This is a genomic window from Serratia sp. BNK-12 (genome assembly GCF_047456085.1).
In the GTDB taxonomy this organism is placed as follows: Bacteria; Pseudomonadota; Gammaproteobacteria; order Enterobacterales; family Enterobacteriaceae; genus Serratia; species Serratia liquefaciens.
Genome location: NZ_CP179896.1, coordinates 2,026,895 through 2,046,849, shown reverse-complemented (window position 1 = coordinate 2,046,849; position 19,955 = coordinate 2,026,895). Strand labels below are relative to the sequence as shown.

14 protein-coding genes and 1 pseudogene are annotated in these 19,955 nt (G+C 58.6%); 4 read left to right on the top strand and 11 right to left on the bottom strand.

Translation table 11 applies throughout. The features are described from left to right. Positions 1-21: 21 nt before the first annotated feature. The 4 genes from ACMGG1_RS09335 to ACMGG1_RS09320 are packed head-to-tail and all read left to right on the top strand — an operon-like array spanning position 22 to position 4,644. Complete coding sequence (locus ACMGG1_RS09335; RefSeq protein ID WP_259217591.1) at positions 22-2,547, top strand: fimbria/pilus outer membrane usher protein; 2,526 nt, start codon at positions 22-24, stop codon at positions 2,545-2,547. Beyond that, positions 2,544-3,569, top strand: coding sequence for a fimbrial protein (locus tag ACMGG1_RS09330; protein WP_414161319.1), 1,026 nt, complete (start codon positions 2,544-2,546; stop codon positions 3,567-3,569). The genes ACMGG1_RS09335 and ACMGG1_RS09330 overlap by 4 nt, the downstream gene beginning before the upstream one ends. A 36-nt stretch (positions 3,570-3,605) precedes the next feature. Further along, on the top strand, positions 3,606-4,121 hold the full coding sequence (locus ACMGG1_RS09325; protein ID WP_414161318.1) for a fimbrial protein: 516 nt from the start codon (positions 3,606-3,608) through the stop codon (positions 4,119-4,121). A 22-nt stretch (positions 4,122-4,143) separates the two neighbouring features. Then, on the top strand, positions 4,144-4,644 hold the full coding sequence (locus ACMGG1_RS09320) for a fimbrial protein (RefSeq protein ID WP_262244059.1): 501 nt from the start codon (positions 4,144-4,146) through the stop codon (positions 4,642-4,644). Between the two features lie 74 nt (positions 4,645-4,718). Here ACMGG1_RS09320 and narI read toward each other — a convergent pair whose 3' ends face one another. The 11 genes and pseudogenes from narI to ACMGG1_RS09265 all read right to left on the bottom strand — a co-directional run bounded on the left by narI (position 4,719) and on the right by ACMGG1_RS09265 (position 19,930). Next, the gene (gene narI / locus ACMGG1_RS09315; protein WP_217331357.1) at positions 4,719-5,396 is read right to left on the bottom strand and encodes a respiratory nitrate reductase subunit gamma; all 678 of its coding nucleotides are present in this window, start codon (positions 5,394-5,396) and stop codon (positions 4,719-4,721) included. A gap of 2 nt (positions 5,397-5,398) precedes the next feature. Next, positions 5,399-6,136, bottom strand: coding sequence for a nitrate reductase molybdenum cofactor assembly chaperone (narJ, locus tag ACMGG1_RS09310; RefSeq protein WP_414161317.1), 738 nt, complete (start codon positions 6,134-6,136; stop codon positions 5,399-5,401). Beyond that, entirely contained in the window at positions 6,133-7,677 is a 1,545-nt protein-coding gene (gene narH / locus ACMGG1_RS09305) for a nitrate reductase subunit beta (RefSeq protein WP_176983429.1), read from the bottom strand. The genes narJ and narH overlap by 4 nt, the downstream gene beginning before the upstream one ends. After that, the gene (locus ACMGG1_RS09300; RefSeq protein WP_414161316.1) at positions 7,674-11,450 is read right to left on the bottom strand and encodes a nitrate reductase subunit alpha; all 3,777 of its coding nucleotides are present in this window, start codon (positions 11,448-11,450) and stop codon (positions 7,674-7,676) included. Before ACMGG1_RS09300 ends, narH begins: the two co-directional genes overlap by 4 nt. Before the next feature lie 575 nt (positions 11,451-12,025). Then, the gene (locus tag ACMGG1_RS09295; protein WP_273854422.1) at positions 12,026-13,279 is read right to left on the bottom strand and encodes a hypothetical protein; all 1,254 of its coding nucleotides are present in this window, start codon (positions 13,277-13,279) and stop codon (positions 12,026-12,028) included. Positions 13,280-13,335: 56 nt separating this feature from the next. After that, positions 13,336-14,238, bottom strand: a complete 903-nt coding sequence (locus ACMGG1_RS09290; protein ID WP_273854421.1) for a glycosyltransferase family 2 protein — start codon at positions 14,236-14,238, stop codon at positions 13,336-13,338. Positions 14,239-14,341: 103 nt separating this feature from the next. After that, the gene (locus ACMGG1_RS09285) at positions 14,342-15,328 is read right to left on the bottom strand and encodes a glycosyltransferase family 2 protein (RefSeq protein ID WP_046373291.1); all 987 of its coding nucleotides are present in this window, start codon (positions 15,326-15,328) and stop codon (positions 14,342-14,344) included. Between the two features lie 6 nt (positions 15,329-15,334). Then, a pseudogene (locus ACMGG1_RS09280) lies at positions 15,335-17,220 on the bottom strand (carbohydrate-binding protein CenC). Further along, positions 17,217-17,960 carry a glycosyltransferase family 2 protein gene (locus tag ACMGG1_RS09275; RefSeq protein WP_044551994.1) on the bottom strand — a complete coding sequence of 248 codons (744 nt, stop codon included), beginning with the start codon at positions 17,958-17,960 and terminating at the stop codon, positions 17,217-17,219. The pseudogene ACMGG1_RS09280 and the gene ACMGG1_RS09275 overlap by 4 nt, the downstream one beginning before the upstream one ends. Position 17,961: 1 nt before the next feature. Continuing rightward, positions 17,962-19,023 (bottom strand): glycosyltransferase family 4 protein, encoded by a 1,062-nt coding sequence (locus ACMGG1_RS09270; RefSeq protein ID WP_414161315.1) that lies wholly within the window; start codon positions 19,021-19,023, stop codon positions 17,962-17,964. Between the two features lies 1 nt (position 19,024). Next, complete coding sequence (locus ACMGG1_RS09265) at positions 19,025-19,930, bottom strand: glycosyltransferase family 2 protein (RefSeq protein WP_122079671.1); 906 nt, start codon at positions 19,928-19,930, stop codon at positions 19,025-19,027. Between the last annotated feature and the right edge of the window lie 25 nt (positions 19,931-19,955).

The following is a 19,955-nucleotide window of genomic DNA, read 5'->3' as shown; positions in this document are numbered from 1 at the left end:
CCCAATTAACAAGGAAGTGACGTGAGCAGACAACATCAACGGAATAAACGGAAGGCGGCTGTCCCCCGCCGGCTGGCGCTGCTGATAGCGCTGGCGCTGGCCGGGGTGCTGCCGGCACAGGCCCGGGACTACTTCAACCCGGCGCTGCTGGAGCTGGACGGCCCGCAGCGGGACGTCAGCAGCCTGGCGGCCTTCGAAGAGCACGGCAAACAGCTGCCGGGCGACTATCAGGTCGATATCCTGGTGAACGACCGGCAGGTCGACAGCCGGATGCTGACCTTTACCGCCGGGGCCGACGGCCAGGGGCTGCAACCCTGCCTGAGCCTGGCCGACCTGGCCCACTACGGCGTGCGGGTGGCCCAGTTTCCGGCCCTCGGAGCCCCCGGGGCGGCCTGCACCAACCTGGCGGCCATCCCCCAAGCCGGGGCCCAACTGCGGTTCGACAGCCAGCAGCTGATGCTGAGCATTCCCCAGGCGGCCCTGGCCCAGCCGCCGCGCGGCTACGTGCCACCGTCACAGTGGGACGAGGGCATTCCCGCGCTGATACTCAACTACAGCCTCAGCGGTGACAACAACAATACCCACCACGGCAGCCGTAACAGCCAATACGCCAACCTGCGCCCCGGCCTGAATGCCGGCCCCTGGCGGCTGCGCAACTACACCACCTGGCGCCGCAGCAGCGACGGCCAGGACCGCTGGGATACGGTATACACCTATGCCCAGCGCAACCTGATTGGCCTGCGCAGCCAGCTGACCCTGGGGGACAGCACCGCCCCGGCCGAGGTGTTTGACGGGGTGCCATTTCGCGGCGTGCAGCTGGCCTCCGATGACGAGATGCTGCCCGACAGCCTGCGCGGCTACGCGCCGGTGGTGCGCGGTATCGCCCGCACCAACGCCCAGGTGGTGGTGCGCCAGAACGGCTATGAAATCTACCGCACCTTTGTCGCCCCCGGGGCCTTTGTCATCAACGACATGTACCCCACCGGCGGCAGCGGTGACCTGCAGGTGACCATCAAAGAGGCCGACGGCAGCGAACAGCACCTGGTGGTGCCCTTCGCCTCCCTGCCGGTACTCCAGCGTGAAGGCCGGCTGAAATACAGCCTGACCGGCGGGCAATACCGCAGCTATGACCGCAGCGTGGCGAAAAGCGCCCTGGTGCAGGGCACCGCCATCTACGGCCTGCCGTGGAACACCACCCTGTATGGCGGGGTGCAGGCGGCACAACATTATCAGTCGGCGGCGCTGGGGGTGGGCAACAACCTCGGCGACTGGGGCGCGCTCTCGCTGGATATCACCCAGTCACGCGGCCAGCCCAAGGGCAAGGCCAGTGCCAGCGGCCAGTCCTGGCGGGTGCGCTACAGCAAGAACCTGGTGCAAACCGGCACCAACTTTGCCATCGCCGGGTACCGCTACTCCACCGCCGGGTTTTATTCCCTGAGCGAAGTCCTGGACGGCTGGCGCAGCGGGGCCGCGCCGCTGTGGATGAACGAACGGCGGCGCAACCGGGCCGAGCTGAGCATGAACCAGCAGCTGGGGCAAAACGGCGGCACCCTGTCGTTCAGCGCGGTGCGCGAAGACTACTGGAACAGCGAACGCAGCCTGGCGTCGCTGGGGTTGGGGTACAGCAACGGCTGGCGCGGCATCAGCTACGGCATCAACTGGAGCTATAACCGCAATACCCAGGGGACGACCCGCAGCAACGACCAGCAAATCAGCCTAAACCTCAACGTGCCGCTCAGCCTGTTTGACAACAACAGCGCCTGGGTCAACTACAGCCTGAACAACACCCGGGGCGGGGCCAGCAGCCACAACCTGGGGGTCAGCGGCATGGCGCTGGCGGACAACAACCTGAGCTGGGGCCTGCAGCAAACCTATGGCACGCGCGAGCAGGGTTATGGCGGCAACGCCACTGTCAATTATCGCGGCACCTACGGTGAAATGACCAGCGGTTACGGCTATGACAAAAACACTCGCCGGCTGAATTACGGCCTGAGCGGCAGCCTCGTGGCACACGCCAACGGCATCACGCTGGGCCAACCGCTGGGGGAAACCGCCGTCCTGGTGGCGGCACCGGGGGCGGCGGGGGCGAGAGTCACCAACCAAACCGGGGTGCGCACCGACTGGCGCGGCTATGCGCTGGTGCCGTACCTGTCCGCCTACCGGCGCAGCGAAGTGGCACTCAGCCCGGAGACGCTGCCGGACGAGGTGGACCTGCCGCAGAGCAGCCAGCGGGTGACGCCAACGCGCGGTGCGCTGGTGCGGGCGGACTTCCGGCCACGGGTCGGCGCGCGGGCGTTGATAACCCTGCTGCGGACCAACGGGCAGCCGGTGCCGTTCGGTGCCACGGTGAGCGATGCCGAACCCAACGCAACGCAGGGCAGCATCGTCGGCGACGGCGGCCAGGTGTACCTGAGCGGCCTGAGTCCGCAGGGCCGCCTGCAGGTGAAATGGGGCAATGGCAGTGCTGAACAGTGCCGGGTGGATTACCGGTTGCCCAGCGCACCGCAACCGGGCGGGGTAGTGCAAACCAATGGAGTATGCCAATGAGAGGAAAAATGAAAACGTTACCTGGGAAAAACGGGGCAAAACAAAAAAGGGGGCCAGTCCCGTCCTTGTTAATTCTCTGCATACTGGGGTTAGGGGGAATGAGCAGTACCCGAGTGACAGCCTGCAGCCCGGTTAATGGCTGGAAAGACAAGCAGCAAACCGTCAGTTTTGGCGATGTCATCATCCAACGAGACACGCCTTTAGGCACTGTGCTCGCCAGTAAAATGGTGGCTATCAATACTTCAAGGGAAAATGTAACGGATGGCTATTGTCAGGGGTCAATATTCTCAGTCAATTATACCAATGGCTGGATCCCGCTCAACGGCATTGCCGCCACCAATGTTGCGGGCATCGGAGTCCGGCTCAGTTTTCGGCAAACTCCGCCCCTCACTGACTTGGTGTACATAGCCAACCAAACAGCAGGTCCTAATACTGGCAATGTTTGGTACGTAACGCAGGTTATCTGGCTGATTGAGTTAATTAAAACTGGGCCAACATCATCCGGTCATTTGACAACAGGCACCTGGGCTAAGGTCAGCGTTACCCCCGCCGCCGAGCCCCCCTGGACGGCTACTAGCCTGACAGCAACGGGGGTCAATAACATCACCTCCGTCGCCTGCTCCCTCAACAGCACCAGCATCAATGTTCCGCTGGGCGACGTTCTTGACATCAAATTCACCGCTATCGGCACCACCGTCGGCGACAAAAGCTTCGATGTCGGCCTGACCTGCGATAAAGACGCCAGAATCAACGTTGCCCTGGCCGGCACCCAGAACAGCGACACCACCGACACCAGCGTGCTGGCCCTGACCAACACCGGGCAAGCCGGCACCGCAGGCGGCATGGGCGTACAGCTGCTGTACGGCGGCACCCCGCTGAAAATCAACAACAATATTGTGCTGAAAACCACCCCTGGCGGCCAGGAAACCCTGCCGTTCACCGCGCGCTATTACCAGACCAATAAAGTGGTGACGCCCGGCAAAGCCAACAGCAGCGCCACCCTGAATATCACCTATCAATAATGGTGCGTCTAGCGTATGGAACCCAAGGAAATGGATATGCCTAACATGATGAGTAACACCCTGCTCTGGCTGGGGCTGACCGGCCTGCTGATATCCCCGCTGACGCAGGCCGATTCCGTGGCGGTCAATATCAGCGGCAACGTCGTTGCCAGCTCCTGTACCGTGAAAAGCGGCAGCTCATTCAGCGTGCTGTTACCGGATATTGATGTGCTTAAATTAGCAAAAAATGGCGACACCAGCCCGTTTGTGGATTTTGACCTGGATCTGGAAGGTTGCTCGGCGGGTGTCACCAAAGTCACCGCCACCTATGGCGGCGAGGTTTCGCCCTTGTCAGCAAACAGTTTCAAAAATACCGGCAGCGCGACCCAGGTGGTTCTCTACCTGCTAGATAGCGCCGGTGTCGAGATTAGGCCTAACGCCACCCGGCAAGTAGCCGTCGATAGCGTGGCGCGCACCGCAAAATTTTCCCAGAAGGTTCAGATTTACGCTATAGGCGCGTCGACGCCCGGCACCGTCAGCGGCAATATCATCGTGTCCTTCACCTACCAATAATTCAGTTGCAAGGAGCTATCCGATGAAAACCCGCATTATTACGCTGGCGTTGCTCAGCGCTGTCTGGGGGCCATCGTTGCCGGCCGCAGAAGTCACCATCAGCGGCAGAATCACGGCCATGCCGTGCACGGTGGATGCCAGCGTCAACCAGACGCTGGATTTGGGTAAGGTTCAACGGCGAGATCTGCAGCAGGCCGGCACCGGTAGCCCCTGGAAGCCCTTCAGCCTGACGCTGAGCAGTTGCCCCCCCAGCACCAGCACGGCCACCGTGACTTTCACCGGCACGCCAGACAGCGCTGACAGTAACGCCTTTATCAGCAGCGGAACCGCAACCGGCGTGGCCTTGCAGCTCAGTAAGGCCGACGGCAGCCTGATACTGGCCAATAACGCCAGCCTGTCCGTGACTATCGACAGCGCCCGCAAAGCGGCGTTTCCACTGGCCGCGCGGATCTACAGCCCCAAGGGCCTGAGCGGCAGCGGCACATTCAGCAGCGTTGTGCAGGTCAACCTGAGCTATCAATAATCCCATCAGCCATAAAAAAGCCCATCGGTGAAGTTCATTTCGCCAGATGGGCTTTTTTTCAGGGCCAATTGCCTTTAGCGGCGGTTACGCACCAATTGGTAGCGACGGGTCAGGTATTCCACCGGCACGCTCCAGATATGCACCAGGCGGCAGAACGGGAACAGCACGAACAGCGTCATGCCCAGCACCATATGCAATTTGAAGATCAACGCAACGCCGGCCAAATGCTGTGACGCTCCGGCGTGGAAGGTCACCACCGCCTGCGCCCAGGCCACCAGCTTCATCATTTCGCTGCCGTCCATATGCTGGGCGGAGAACGGAATGGTCAGCAGCCCTAAACACACCTGCACCACCAACAGCGTCAGGATCATGATGTCGGCAAAGCTGCTGGTGGCCCGCACTCGTGGGTTGGTCAGGCGGCGTTTCAGCAACAGCGCCCCGCCAACCAGCGTCATCACGCCGCAGGCACCGCCGGCGATCATCGCCAGTTTCTGTTTCACGTCGATCGGCAGGAAGGCTTCATACATCCAGTGCGGCGTCAGCATGCCGAGGAAGTGCCCGGCGAAAATACCCAAAATACCGATATGGAACAGGTTGGAAGCCAACCGCATGCCCCTTTTATCCAGCATTTGGCTGGAGCCGGCACGCCAGCTGTACTGCCCGTAATCGTAACGCAACCAGCTGCCTATCAGGAAAATCGCTCCCGCCAGATAGGGGTAAATATCGAAGAAGAATTGATTTAAAAATTGCATGATTAGCGTCCTTTGGTTCCGGTTAGCGCATCCGTCAGGTCCAGGTACTGTGGCGCCACCGCGCCGGCAAAACGCCGCTGATGCGCCGTTTGCTGTGCCGAAGCGCAGCCTTGCTCACCGGGACTGCCCTGGGAAGTGAATCGTATCTGCTCCTCTTCCCAGACCGCGTCCAGCGCCTGCGGCGTGTCGTCCCTGGCTTCTCCCGCCACCTGGCTTTCCAGGCTGGCGCTTTTCACCTCGGTACCGGACAGCACCAGCAACAGGTCAAACAACAGCGCGTACGGGCTTTCTCTCTGCTGCAACCGGGCTCCCAACAGCGCCAGGATCGGCGCGATGTCCTGCAAGCCACCGCGCGCCTCCGCCGGGCTGCGGCTGGCCAGGTATTCCAGATACAGCGGCAGGAAATCCGGCAATTCACGGCTGTCGATCTCCAGGCCCGCTTCACGGTATTGCGCCATCAAATCGACCATCGCCTGGCCGCGATCGCGCGATTCACCATGCACGTGCTCAAACAGCAGCAGCGAGGTGGCGCGACCACGGTCAAACAGTTCGCAGTATTTGGCCTGCACGTCCAGCAACGGGCGAGCGCAAAATCGACGAATAAACAAGATCAACTGCGCGCTGTGGTGCAAATCCAGTTCGCTGGCCGGCTCCAGTGCCTCTACCAGAGCCTGCTGATGGTCAAATAACGCCTGCTCCGGATAATCCAGCAGGCGGGCAATCACTTTCAGGCTGATCATGAGGCATCCTCCTGACGGGCGGTTTTTTGCGTCACATCAATGGCGTCAATACGGCGGCTGTTGAACAGGTTGAATTTACCGTCGCTGCCGTGGCAGCCGTCACCAAAGCTGAAGCCGCAGCCTTTGCTTTCCGGGAAAGCCTCACGCGCCAGTTCACGGTGGCTGGACGGGATCACAAAGCGATCTTCATAGTTGGCGATCGCCAGATAACGGTACATCTCCTGCGCCTGCGCTTCGCTCAACCCCACCTGCTCCAGGGCACTGGTGTCCAGCACGCCGTCAACGGTTTCCGCCCGTTTGTAGTGGCGCATCGCCAGCATGCGTTTAAGCGCCAACAGCACCGGCGCGGTATCCCCGGCAGTCAGCAGGTTGGCCAGATATTGCACCGGAATACGCAGGCTCTCCACGTCCGGCAATACGCCGTTGTGTGCCAGCTCACCGGCATCGGCGGCGGATTGGATCGGTGACAGTGGTGGCACGTACCACACCATCGGCAGCGTGCGGTATTCCGGGTGCAGCGGCAGTGCCAACTTCCAGTCCATCGCCATTTTATACACCGGCGACTGCTGTGCGGCTTCGATCACCCCTTGTGGAATGCCATCCTGCAACGCCTGGGCAATCACCGCCGGGTCGTGCGGATCCAGGAAGATATCCAACTGGCGCTGATAGAGGTCTTGTTCGTTTTCGGCGGCGGCGGCCTGCTCAATGCGGTCGGCGTCATACAGCAACACGCCAAGATAGCGAATACGGCCAACGCAGGTTTCCGAACACACCGTCGGCTGGCCGGATTCGATACGCGGGTAGCAGAAGATGCACTTTTCGGACTTGCCGCTCTTCCAGTTGAAATAGATTTTCTTGTACGGACAGCCGGTCAGGCACATGCGCCAGCCGCGGCATTTATCCTGATCGATCAGCACAATGCCGTCTTCGCCACGCTTGTAGATGGCACCGCTTGGGCAAGTGGCGACACAGGCCGGGTTAAGGCAGTGTTCGCACAGGCGCGGCAAATACATCATGAAGGTGTTTTCAAACTGGCCGTACATCGCCTTCTGCATGTTGTCGAAGTTTTTGTCCTGCGAGCGTTTTTCGAATTCACCGCCGAGGATCTCTTCCCAGTTCGGGCCGCTTTCAATCTTCTTCATGCGCTGGCCGGTGATCAGCGAGCGCGGACGGGCGATCGGCTGATGTTTCCCCTGCGGCGCGGTATGCAGGTTCTGATAGTCGTAGTCGAAAGGCTCGTAATAATCGTCCAGCGCCGGCACGTCCGGGTTGGCGAAAATCTTCGACAACAGGCCGACGCGGCTGCCCATGCGCGGTTCCAGCTTGCCGTTGATTTTACGGATCCAACCGCCCTTCCATTTTTCCTGATCTTCCCAGGCGTGCGGGTAACCGACGCCGGGTTTGCTTTCAACGTTGTTGAACCAGGCGTACTCCATGCCCTCGCGGCTGGTCCAGACGTTCTTGCAGGTCACCGAACAGGTATGGCAACCGATGCATTTGTCCAGGTTCAGCACCATGCCGACTTGTGAACGAATTTTCATTTTGCTTTCTCCTGCTGGCTGCCCTGCGAGTTGTCGTTGCCTTCACCGTCTAACCAATCGATGCGGTTCATTTTGCGTACCACCACAAACTCGTCGCGGTTGGAGCCGACGGTGCCGTAATAGTTGAAACCGTAGGCCAGCTGCGCGTAGCCGCCGATCATATGGGTCGGTTTCGGGCAGACGCGGGTCACCGAGTTGTGAATACCACCGCGCTGGCTGGTGATTTCCGAACCGGGGATATTCACGATACGTTCCTGCGCGTGGTACATCATGGTCATGCCTGCCGGAATACGCTGGCTGACCACCGCCCGTGCGGTCAGTGCGCCGTTGGCGTTAAAGGCCTCGATCCAGTCGTTGTCCTCAATGCCCAGCTCTTTGGCATCGTCTTCACTCATCCAGACAATCGGCCCGCCGCGCGACAGGGTCAGCATCAACAGGTTGTCGCTGTAGGTGGAGTGGATACCCCACTTTTGGTGCGGCGTCAGGAAGTTCAACGCCTTCTCCCTGTTGCCGTTCGGCTTCTGGTTCAGCAACGGCTGCGCGGCGCGAGTATCGATCGGCGGACGGTACACCAACAAACTCTCGCCAAAGGCGCGCATCCACTCGTGGTCCTGATACAGCTGCTGGCGGCCGCTGATGGTGCGCCATGGGATCAGCTCATGCACGTTGGTATAACAGGCGTTATACGACACATGTTCGTCTTCCAACCCTGACCAGGTAGGGCTGGAAATGATTTTGCGCGGCTGGGCCTGAATATCACGGAAGCGAATTTTTTCGTCTTCCTTGTTCAGCGCCAGGTGGCGGTGATCGCGACCGGTCATTTTACCCAGCGCGTCCCACGCCTTGACCGCCACCTGCCCGTTGGTTTCCGGCGCTAACGCCAGGATCACTTCGGCCGCATCGATAGCGCTTTCAATCTTCGGCCTGCCCACTGCCGGGCCGGCGGTTTTCACGTAGTTGAGTTTTTTCAGGAAGTCGACTTCGTCCTGGGTGTTCCAGCCGATGCCTTTACCGCCGTTGCCCAGCTTATCCAGCAGCGGCCCCAGCGAAGTGAAACGCTCATAGGTGGCCGGATAATCGCGTTCTACCGCCATAATATGCGGCGCGGTTTTGCCCGGGATCAGGTCACATTCGCCTTTTTTCCAGTCTTTGACGCCGTAAGGCTGCGCCAGCTCTGCGACAGAGTCATGCTGGATCGGCAGCGTCACCACGTCGGTTTCCTGCCCCAAATGCCCGATGCAGACTTCGGAGAAGGCTTTGGCAATGCCCTTGTAGATTTCCCAGTCGCTCTTCGAGTCCCAGGCCGGATCGACTGCCGCCGACAGCGGGTGAATAAACGGATGCATATCCGAAGTATTCATGTCGTCTTTTTCGTACCAGGTGGCGGTCGGCAGCACGATGTCGGAGTACAGGCAGGTGCTGGACATACGGAAATCGAGGGTCACCACCAGATCCAGCTTGCCTTCACCGCCGTTTTCCAGCCATTCCACTTCCTGCGGTTTGGCACCGCCCTGTTGGCCCAGATCCTTGCCCTGAATGCCGTTTTCGGTGCCCAACAGGTATTTGAGCATGTACTCATGGCCCTTGCCGGAGGACCCCAGCAGGTTGGAGCGCCAAACGAACAGGTTACGCGGGAAGTTCTGCGGGTTGTCCGGCTGCTCGGCGGCAAAGCCCAACGTCCCTTTTTTCAAGGCATCGACGGTGTAATCCACCGGCGATTGTCCTGCGGCTTGTGCCTGCGCCGCAATATGCAGCGGGTTAGTGCCCAGCTGTGGTGCGGACGGCAACCAGCCCATGCGCTCGGCACGCACGTTGAGATCGATCAGGCTACCGCCAAAGCGTGATTTGTCCGCCATCGGCGACAACAGCTCTTCGGTGCCTACGGTTTCGTAGCGCCACTGGCTGGAATGGTTGTAGAAGAACGAGGTGCTGTTCATATGACGCGGCGGACGTTGCCAGTCGAGGCCAAACGCCAGCGGCAGCCAGCCGGTCTGCGGCCGCAGCTTTTCCTGGCCGACGTAGTGCGCCCAGCCGCCACCGCTCTGGCCGACGCAGCCGCAGAAGATCAACATGTTGATCAGCCCACGGTAGGTCATGTCCATGTGGTACCAGTGGTTGACACCGGCACCGACGATAATCATCGAGCGACCATGGGTTTTTTCGGCGTTGTCGGCAAATTCGCGCGCAATGCGGATGATGTTGTGGCGGGAAACGCCGGTGATTTGCTCGGCCCAGGCCGGGGTATAGGCTTTGATATCGTCGTAGTCGGTGGCACAGTTGGCGTCGTTCAGGCCGCGCTCGAGGCCGTAGTTGGCCAGGGTCAAATCATACACGCTGGTCACCAGCGCTTCGCTGCCGTCCGCCAGGCGCAGGCGTTTGACCGGCAGTTTGTGCAGCAGGATCTCGTCCAGCGCCACGCTGTTGAAGTTCCCGCCCTCGGCAGCGCCGCTTTTGATGCCGCCAAAGTAAGGGAAACCCACCTCGGCCACGTCGTCATGCGCGCCCAGCAGGCTGAGTTGCAATTCAACTTCCTGCTGGTCCTGCCCGGCGCGTTGTTCCAGGTTCCATTTGCCCTGTTCGCCCCAGCGGAAACCGATCGACCCCTGCGGAGCAACCAGCTCGCCGCTGCGTTGATCTATGGCGACGGTTTTCCATTCAGGGTTATTTTCTTCCCCCAGGCCGTCAACCAAATCGGCGGCGCGCAACAGACGACCGGCGGCGTAATGCCCTTCTTCGCGCGGCTCCAATATGACCAGCATCGGCATGTCGGTATAACGACGCACGTAATCGCGGAAATAACCCACCTCACGATCCAGGTGGAACTCTTTCAGCATCACGTGGCCCATCGCCAGCGCCATCGCGCTGTCGGTGCCCTGCTTCGGATTCAGCCACTGGTCGCACAGCTTGGCGACTTCGGCGTAGTCCGGCGTGACCGCCACGGTCTTGGTGCCTTTGTAACGGACTTCAGTGAAGAAGTGCGCGTCCGGGGTGCGTGTCTGAGGCACGTTGGAACCCCAGGCGATAATGTAGGAAGAGTTATACCAGTCGGCGGATTCCGGCACGTCGGTCTGTTCGCCCCAGGTCATTGGCGAGGCCGGTGGCAAGTCACAATACCAGTCGTAGAAGCTCAAGCAGGTGCCGCCAATCAGCGACAGATAACGGGCGCCGGCGGCGTAAGACACCATCGACATTGCCGGGATTGGCGAGAAGCCGATGATGCGATCCGGACCGAAGGTTTTGGCGGTGTAGACGTTGGAAGCGGCGATCAGCTCGTTAACCTCCTGCCAGCTGGAACGCACAAAACCGCCGCGCCCGCGCGCCACTTTGTAGCTTTTGGCTTTTTCAGGATCGCTGACGATCGAGCCCCAGGCATCGACGGGATCGCTGTGCAACGCCTTGGCTTCGCGCCACAGTTTGATCAGGCGTTTGCGCATCAACGGGTATTTCAGGCGGTTAGCGCTGTACAGATACCAGGAATAGCTGGCGCCACGTGGGCAACCGCGCGGTTCATGGTTTGGCAGATCGGGACGGGTACGTGGGTAATCGGTCTGCTGGGTTTCCCAGGTGACCAGGCCGTTTTTCACATAAATTTTCCAGCTGCAGGAGCCGGTGCAGTTGACCCCATGGGTGGAGCGCACAATCTTGTCATGCTGCCAACGGCTACGGTAGCCGTCTTCCCAGTCGCGGTTGGTGTTCAACGTCTGGCCATGATCGCCAGAAAAGGGTTCCGCCAACTGCTTAAAATAGCGGAATCGGTCTAGAAACTTGCTCATCCGGAATTCTCCTGAGGGCTTTTTAATATTTTTTACCCTATGGATTTCAAGTCGCAGCCAGGCGGCCAGTTCGCTCATCTCCAGGCGCTTACTCAAGTAAGTAACTGGAGTGAGCTAACGCAGGTAACAACGCTGCGGCTTGAAATACGGCGGGTAATGACGTTGCTCAATCTGCCGCCAGCCTACTGAGGCCAGAAGTTGGGCAAATTGATTGCGATCAAGAGAACGGGGGAGAATAACGGCGGCAACGGCAAGCCTACCCCTAAAGTATCAGTGCATGAAATTGATTTAATTACCTGAAAATAATGTAGAAATTTCGATGGAGTTATTCTGTGACGGAGTGTGCTGAACGAGGTGGGGTATTTGGGGGTAGGAAGCGGACTGATGCCCGCTTCAGACTGCTGACAAACCAGCGAAAGGGCTAAACCGGTAGGGGCCGAACATGTTCGACCCAATTTAACCCATTGATGATGCTATTGGGCGCAGCATGCTGCGCCCCTACCATTAAATTTTGTCAACGGCCTCAAACGGGCTGAAGCCCGCTTCCGATTCGGTGAAGTGATTAAAAAGGCGCATTAGCCTAAATCCATCTCATGCCCTATCCACTCGCCGCTGTCGCGGTTGATAAATTGCAGATACTGCTCATATTCCTGTTCGCCATAGAACAGGTTCAGCAGCGGCGTTTTATAGAATGACTGCCACATCTGCCCCAGCATGATCGGGCGACGCGGAACGTAAATGTTCTCTATCAGGTTATAACCGGTGGCCATCAGCATAAAGCACAGGAAGAAGTAGTTGAATCTGCCGCGGATGAACGATCCCCGATGAGCCACGTAATAAAACAGCAAGAACACCGAGGCCACGCTGGCATAACGGCTGGCCGCCTGCAGCGAGCTGGAACACAGGAACACAAACACCACCAGCCATGCCGCGTAGTTTTTGATGTCCCCCGTCTGGTTGCGCATCGGGTGAGCGAGCATAAACACGCCGAGAAACAGCGCCGGGAATAACACAATCAGGAAGTTAATCATGCCGTTGGCGTTGCCGGATGTCAGGTAGTCGCTGGCGTACATGCCGGAGGTATAGACGTCGGAGTAACTGTTGATGCCGGAGATCGTAATATGGGAAACGATAAACGGCAGCGCAAACTTGGCGGTCAGAAAGGCGATGGCGCTGAACACCACCGTCAGCAGGCGGTTCAGGCGCATCACCCGGCTGCACAAAAACACCCCCACCAGCAGCATGCTGGAAAAATGGGTCAACATGGCGAACAGCATCAGGCCCGCGGCAAGCGGACGGTTAAGCTTATGGCAAAACAACACCATCGCCAGGGTCATCACCGCCATCGAGAAGCCAAAGCGCAGCCCCATGGCAATGATAAACGGGTTAATCAAAAACAGCACCGCCAGATGCAGCAGCACAAACTGCCGCGCCGTGAACACCTTGCCGGAATGCAGCATGACGATATTCAGCGCGCTGAGATAGCAGTAAACCGACAGCGCGACGTACAGCCCCGGAATAATGAAAAAGGGGATCCCCAGCGTTTTGAAAATATAGAAATTGGCGTACAGCACCACGTCCACCTTGCCCTGAATGACATCACTCAGGCGGGTCGCCGAATTGATGGCATCGTAGTTGGCAAAGTGGCGGTAAAGGTCTGCCAGCGGCGGAATTTTGATGAAGAAAAAGAAAAAACACAGCGCAATCAGCACATAAGCCGCCGAGTTTTTCTTTCCTGCCCTCAGCGTACCTATGCTGTGCAACAAGGCGAAAAGCGGTACCGTCAGCAACAGTACGCTGCCGATCAGCGTCGAACGTTCAAAGCGCATAATCATCCTCTGAAAGGGGGAATCTCTTAAGGGTAACGGAGTACGCGAAACGCATCTCAGAACGGCACGCCGCGGAAAAACACATTGCGGATGATATTTTTCATATACACCCCCGCCATCAAGCCGCTATTAACGTAAACAATGCCCTTCAGCCCATAGAAAACGCCTGCCAGGCGACTCTTGCCGTCGGTAATGATGCGCGAAGTAATGCAGGTATGGCGCAGACGCATGATCTTGCGTGCCCGGGGTGATACCTGCGGCATCAGCCGCTGCTCAAACTGCATTTTGTTGCGGTAGCCAATAATGCCCTTCGGACTGGAGGTGATGCGTTCGCCGTCATGGTCGTTGTGCACCGCCAGTCGTTCGTGCAGCGTACCGATCTTCGCTCCGGCCGCCAGCAGCCGGTAGAGGAAGATATGATCCTGGTAGCGAGGAGTGTTGAAAAAACCCCGTACCGCAATCGCCGTGCTACGGCGCATCATGATCATCGGCGTGTAGGCTACGCCGGCCAGCATAAAGTCCTCCAGCCCTTCGCAACGCGCGCGGTAGTAATGCTCGGCGCTGATCTGCCCGTTTTTCAGAATATCCATATCGCACAGGCTGACGTCGTAATCGCCCTGCTGCATAAACGCCAGTTGACGGGCGATTTTCTGTGGGTGGTAGTAATCATCATCATCCAGAAAGCTGATGTACTGACCGCTCGAACGCAGGATCCCGCTGTTACGTGCCAGCGCGCCGCCGCCATTGCGCCTGCGCGGGTAATAGATAATCTCACCCCGCTCAATGTAGCCGGCCAGGCGCTCGCGGGTCGTCAGGCGATGGGCGTCGCCCTGCGGGTTGTCATCCACCACGATGATTTCCAACGGGCGATGGGTTTGTGCCAATACGCTATCGATGGCGCGTACCAGCAGTTCGCTGCGGCCATAGGTGGGTATGATGACGCTGACGGTGATACTCATAGTTTTATTCTGCCTGTTGGGGGCGAGAGGGCTCGCCCCAATTGACATGGGTGCAGCATGCTGCTGCTTTGACGAAAACGGGAAAGAGGCGAATGCTGTGCCGCTAGCCGCGCAGGTTGTACAGCCGGGCCATCAGGTAGTAAGCCAGCGGGCTACGGTAAAACAGCCGGTTTTTACGGCTCAGCATTTTACGCTCCTCGCCGCGCAGGCCGGAATAACGGCGCTTCAGCTCGCGGGTTTCGCGCAACGCATCACGCGGCCCGAAAAAGTCCAACCCCACCAGCAAGCGCGCTTTCAGGGTGGTGACGTAGAGAATCGAGTAAAGTCCATGCCCCAGTCCCTGCCGTCGCCCGCTGTCAGCGCCGTCGAGTGCGTAATCCAGATCGTCCAGATCGCGTCGCTTGGGCGCGCGCGTAATGCCATTCGGGTTGGCGCGGTATCCCACCAACGGCGTATCGCAGACCACGATGCGATCGGCCTTCAGGTAAAGCTGCGGGATCAACTGAATATCCTCAAAATTGCGCCCCGCCGGGAAGCGAGCCTCATCGAACAGCGTTTTGCGATAAATCCTCGCCCAGGCGTACCACATGCTGCGGTTAAAGCTGTCTGCCAGCAGCGCCATATGCTCATCACGCTGCTGCGGAGCCGCATTACCGGGCACGATAGCCATGGTTCCGTCCGGTTGGATCTTGCCGTTATTGAAGGTCGAAAAGCGCTGGGCGTTGAAGGCCACAATATCGGCCAACGGATTATCCGCCAACAAACGCCCCAAAATGCTGAAGTAGCCCTCCAGCAGTACGTCGTCGGAGTCCAGGAAGCCAATGTAGTTTCCCTCGGCATGGTCAATGCCGTTGTTGCGCGCCTGGCTTAACCCCTGATTTTCCTGGCGCAGAATGCTGACCCGCCGTTTGTGCTGCGGGTAGCGACACAGCATCTCTTCGGCAATGCCGATGGCACCGTCCGGGCTGCCGTCATCCACGATGATCACTTCCGCCCAGTCAGGCAGCTGTTGCAGCACCGAATCAAGGCACGCCTCGATATAAGCCTCAACCTTGTACACAGGAATAATCAGGCTCAGGGTAATATTCATGACCGGTTATCCTTTATCTTCTGTTTGACGTTGCACCCATACCGCACGGCTGCCCATCGAAGGCAATTCCGCCTCAATCTGCCGTTGCCCCTGAGCCTGCCAACCGGCAGGCAGATCAAAACGTGCCGACATTTGACGGTAATAAGGGTTGGCTATCAGTACCAGGCCGCGATCGCCGCGGATAAACAGCCGGGCCGGGATGGCGGTATTGTTGCCTTGCAACAACCGGCTTTCACCTGAAAGCAGGTAAGGCTCAAAGCTGACAATCTGCTGTGCTACGCTGGCGACGCCACGCCAGATAGCATCGAACTCCTGCTGACTGAAGCCGCCACGCTGGCGCTTGTAGAACAAGTCGGTATAGGAATAAAACAGGATGCCTCTGGCCCCGCCGATCAGCCCTAACCAGGCCTGATTGCGGATCTCCGCCTCGGTAGGCTGACGCGGCTTACGGCCGGGGGCGTAAGCGGCATGATCCATAATTTGCATCACCAACCAGGCTCCTTTTGCCTGGCGCGCCACCTGGCTGGTAATACGGCTGTACTCCAGCGTTCGCGTCAGATCGGCGTCTCTGCCGACCGGATAAGGGTCGCTGGCCAATACGTCCGAACTGTTGAAATAGGCATTGAGCGTCCCGGTCTTGTCCAACACCTGGAACGTCAGGTGATCCGGATCCAATTGCTTGACCTGCAGGTGCTTTTGCTCAATCTGCGGCACATATTCCGGGCCCAGTTCGTCGTTGATGTACCAGGCGAGCAGGTTTGGTTGATGCTTGAACTTCTCCACATAGCTGGCCGTCAGCTGCGGATAGCTCATTTTGGTTTCCGGCGCAAAGCGGGTGCCGGCGTACATATCCTTGAGCGAAAAAATCACCTGCAAACCATACTGCTGGGTTTTGCGGAAATAGTTATAGGGGTCGCGGCCGGTGCCGTAGTTGTAATTGAGCAGGGTATTGAAACCGGCATCGCGGATGCGCGCCAGATGCTCATCCGTCGCCATCTCGCCGTACATGTAGATGCCGAGCGGGAAGAAGCGCTTGCCTTGCTTCAACACGTAACCCTGAGCATCCAGCGCTACCTTGGGCTGCGGGCGACCGACGCTGATCGGCATTTCGCTGCGCTGACTGCGTTGCGTGGCCACGTCCGTCACCTGCTGCTGCAAACGATACTCGCCGGCGGCCAGATCGGCCGGCAGCGGAAATTCCACCTTTTGCTGCCCGCTGATGGCATAACGGCGGCTGTCACGTTTCACCGCGGTGTTTTTGTCATCGACCAGGGTACTGTCCACCTGCACCTGCTGCGGATCCACCACTTCAATCAGGCTGGAGGCCGCGCCGTTACCGCTGCGCATCTGGTACAGCTCCGGCGCAACGGGTTGCAGGCAGGCGTAAACATCGTCAAACCAGGCATTGCCGGTGGTGCCCTGACGCAGATAAACGCCCAGCACCACTTTCACCGCCCGTGGTGGCACCCGAAAATCGCCGGTCACCGGCTGCCAGCCGCTGGTGCCCAGCAGCCCCTGCGGATAGCTGCCCGCCAAAAAACGCCCCTGGTCGTCATAGCTTTCGACAAAAACGCCGGCGCCCTGATTTTCGCCCTTGCCCCTGAGATTTTCACCGCGAACCCAGGCACCAAAAGCCAGCTGTTGACCCGGTTTGACCGACAGGGTTTGCAGCATGTTGTGGTAGTTGGCCGGGTTGTGATTTTGATAAAACAGGCTGCTCTGACCGCCGTGGCCACCCGCGACCACCTGCGCCGAGGCCAGCGACCACCCGGCCCCCCCTGCTCGAAGCCGGGATCCTTGAGCAGGTTGCTGTCGCAGCCGGCCGCATTGGCCAGCCCCGCCCAGCCGGCGCTCGCCAGCAGGCAGGCCGAGGTTAGTTTGCTGAAATTCATTGTCTTTTCATCACCGCGCTGTACAGATAGGAGAAGAACAGATAACAGGACTTCTGATAGGAAAGCCCCAGATGGCGGCGATATATCTGCCACTGCCAGTCGGCCGCGCGGAATTTATTGCCGGACAGCGACTGCGCCGACAGGCGATAAAAGGCCAGGGGTTCGGGGATGCAGTAAGCCATGTGGTTCCGCGCCTTCTCCAGCACCGACAGCCACATCACGTAGTCCTCATGGCCCACTTTGCTCTGGTACACCTTGCCGACCTGTCGCTGGTTGTACATACCGGTCAGATTGCCGATCCAGTTGCTTTTCAACATGTCTTTATAGGCGATGATTTCGCCGGCGCCGCGGTAGTTTTTCACCCGCGTCGGGTCATCTTCAAAGGTGTAATAATGGGAGCACACCACGTCGTAGCGGTTGGTCTTGAGGATCCCGACCTGGCGCGCCAGCTTGTTCGGGTGCCAGACGTCATCGCTGTCGCAAAACGCAATATAATCGCCGCGTGCGGCTTCAATCGCGATGTTGCGGGTCTCGGCCACGCCCTGATTGGTGTCGTTGCGGATGTAAGTCAGACGATCGTGGATGAACGGTTTCACCACCTCGGCGGTATGGTCCGTAGAAGCATCGTCGATCACATACAGGTGATAATCCTGGTAAGTCTGGTTCAACACCCCGAGGATCGACTCTTTGATAAAGCCCGCTGCGTTGTAAGCCGGCATGATAACTGAAACTTTTTCCATCTTAACCTCCAGCGATAAGCTGTTGCCATTGGGGATAAATACGCTCGGGAATGTACTGCTGCGCCCGCGCCAACGAGTGCAGAGAGAAGCGCTGACGCAACTCGCCGTCGCCTATCAGCGCCAGCGTTCGTTGGCTGAAGGCCTCGATGTCACCCTCTGGAACCAGATAACCGTTTTTACCGTCATCAATCAGTTCCGCCGGGCCGGTCTGGCAGTCAAAGGCCACCAGGGGCAGACCAAAACTCATCGCTTCAATCAGCACCATCGGCAAGCCTTCGTAACGCGAGGTCATCAATAGCATCGCGGCCTGACGGTAGTGGCCGGCGATGTCCGCCGTCGCCGGCAACAACTTCACCTGATCACCCAGACCGGCGGCGTCAATCTGCTGTTGCAGTGCCCCCCGGTCCGGGCCGTCGCCGACGATATGCAGTTGCCAACCCAGCGCTTGCGGCGCTATCTGCTGCCAGGCGGCGATCAGGCGGTCAAACCCTTTCTGTCGGCATAACCGCCCCACCGCCAGCGCCACCGGCTGTTGCTGAGCCGGTTGCGGCGGTTGCACCGGGAAGGGTGAAACGTTCTCAATCACCCGACATTTGCGGCCGGGCACCCAACGGCTGATGGTGGCCAAATCTTTCTTCGTCAGCAGTACCGTGCGGTCACCGAGTCGGTAGACCAGCACCTTTAGCCACTTCATCGGCCAGGCATACTGGTGAAAACTGACGTGCTCACTCAGCAACAGCCGGCTGTTCGGACACAGCAACCGCAGGTACGGCACCATGATCGACGACAGTTTGCCCATCGAAACGGTGATAATTACGTCATAGCGGCCGCGCCGTAAAAACCATGCCAATCGCCAGGGCCACAACAGCGTTCTGCCAGGCATAAAGCGTAAACTCACTGACTCCTCCAGCAGGTAAAATGCCCGGTCGCCGCTGATCGACACCAGATCCACCTGATGCCCCAAACGCGTCGTCAGCGCATTTGCCAGGCTGCTGGCCACCCGCTCGGTACCGCCTTTTTCGGCGATGTTCTCAATCACAATCGCTACTTTTCGTTGCTGCATGTCATCTCCGAAATCCCTCGCGGGCGGTACGCAACAGTCGCCCGCCCAGTGGAAACAGCCCCAGTCTGGCCAGACAGTCGCCGTACAGTTTGATCGCCCTGAATTTGCTGCTCAGGGCATCGCGCTCGGTGCGCGCTGAGTAATAGGTGAAGGCCTGCAGGTTTTCGCTGTACAGCGAGGCCAGCAGGTGTTTGCAGGCAAAACCGCTGATATAGCGGCCGCTGGCATGAAGGTAAGCATCGATAAACTGCTCGCTGGCATCGATATTCATCCGGCAACGATCGGTATCGGCATCGCCGCAGCGGATAAACACGCCGCGCCCCTCGTCGAAGGCCACCCTGGCCCCCAGATTGGTGGCGTTGACCAAAAATCCCCAATCTTGATACTTGTAGAGAAACTCCGGAAATAAAAAACGCCGGTCTTCCTTTTTGCGCAGGCTGATGGTTGAGGTGCGAATATCACCCATATCAAGAAATAAAAAATCCGCTCCCGCCACGCCCTCTTTATAATCGAAACGATAACTGCGAATATTCTTATCACTTACCGTGACGTAGTTGCCGAAGATAATGTCTATTCGGGGGTCCTGATGACGTTTCAGGCGGCGGATAATATAGTTGGTATTAAACGAATCCTCCGGCTCCAGAAAAAAAACCACGTCCGAGCGCGCTAAACGGAACCCGGTATTGCACGAGGCCGCCGTATTACGCCGCACTTTACTTTCGTGCAGCCGCGCCCGACGATTGGCGACCAACAGGCTGCGCATATTATCCAACTCTTGTTTGTCCGACGCATTATCAACCACGATAATTTCGTAGTCGAAACCGGAGCAGGCATTAGTCATCCTGACTAATGTGGTGGCCAAACTGGCTGAGTTATTAAAAACGGGAATGACAATCGATAAGTCCATTTATTACCTCAACAATATATTATCA

Excerpts from the sequence above, each read along its gene's own strand:
- ACMGG1_RS09325 (WP_414161318.1), top strand. The coding sequence starts at position 3,606 with ATGCCTAACATGATGAGTAACACCCTGCTCTGGCTGGGGCTGACCGGC.
- ACMGG1_RS09295 (WP_273854422.1), bottom strand. The coding sequence starts at position 13,279 with ATGCGCTTTGAACGTTCGACGCTGATCGGCAGCGTACTGTTGCTGACG.
- ACMGG1_RS09270 (WP_414161315.1), bottom strand. The coding sequence starts at position 19,023 with ATGCAGCAACGAAAAGTAGCGATTGTGATTGAGAACATCGCCGAAAAA.
- ACMGG1_RS09320 (WP_262244059.1), top strand. The coding sequence starts at position 4,144 with ATGAAAACCCGCATTATTACGCTGGCGTTGCTCAGCGCTGTCTGGGGG.
- ACMGG1_RS09290 (WP_273854421.1), bottom strand. The coding sequence starts at position 14,238 with ATGAGTATCACCGTCAGCGTCATCATACCCACCTATGGCCGCAGCGAA.
- ACMGG1_RS09300 (WP_414161316.1), bottom strand. The coding sequence starts at position 11,450 with ATGAGCAAGTTTCTAGACCGATTCCGCTATTTTAAGCAGTTGGCGGAA.
- ACMGG1_RS09275 (WP_044551994.1), bottom strand. The coding sequence starts at position 17,960 with ATGGAAAAAGTTTCAGTTATCATGCCGGCTTACAACGCAGCGGGCTTT.
- narJ (WP_414161317.1), bottom strand. The coding sequence starts at position 6,136 with ATGATCAGCCTGAAAGTGATTGCCCGCCTGCTGGATTATCCGGAGCAG.
- narI (WP_217331357.1), bottom strand. The coding sequence starts at position 5,396 with ATGCAATTTTTAAATCAATTCTTCTTCGATATTTACCCCTATCTGGCG.
- ACMGG1_RS09330 (WP_414161319.1), top strand. The coding sequence starts at position 2,544 with ATGAGAGGAAAAATGAAAACGTTACCTGGGAAAAACGGGGCAAAACAA.
- narH (WP_176983429.1), bottom strand. The coding sequence starts at position 7,677 with ATGAAAATTCGTTCACAAGTCGGCATGGTGCTGAACCTGGACAAATGC.
- ACMGG1_RS09265 (WP_122079671.1), bottom strand. The coding sequence starts at position 19,930 with ATGGACTTATCGATTGTCATTCCCGTTTTTAATAACTCAGCCAGTTTG.
- ACMGG1_RS09285 (WP_046373291.1), bottom strand. The coding sequence starts at position 15,328 with ATGAATATTACCCTGAGCCTGATTATTCCTGTGTACAAGGTTGAGGCT.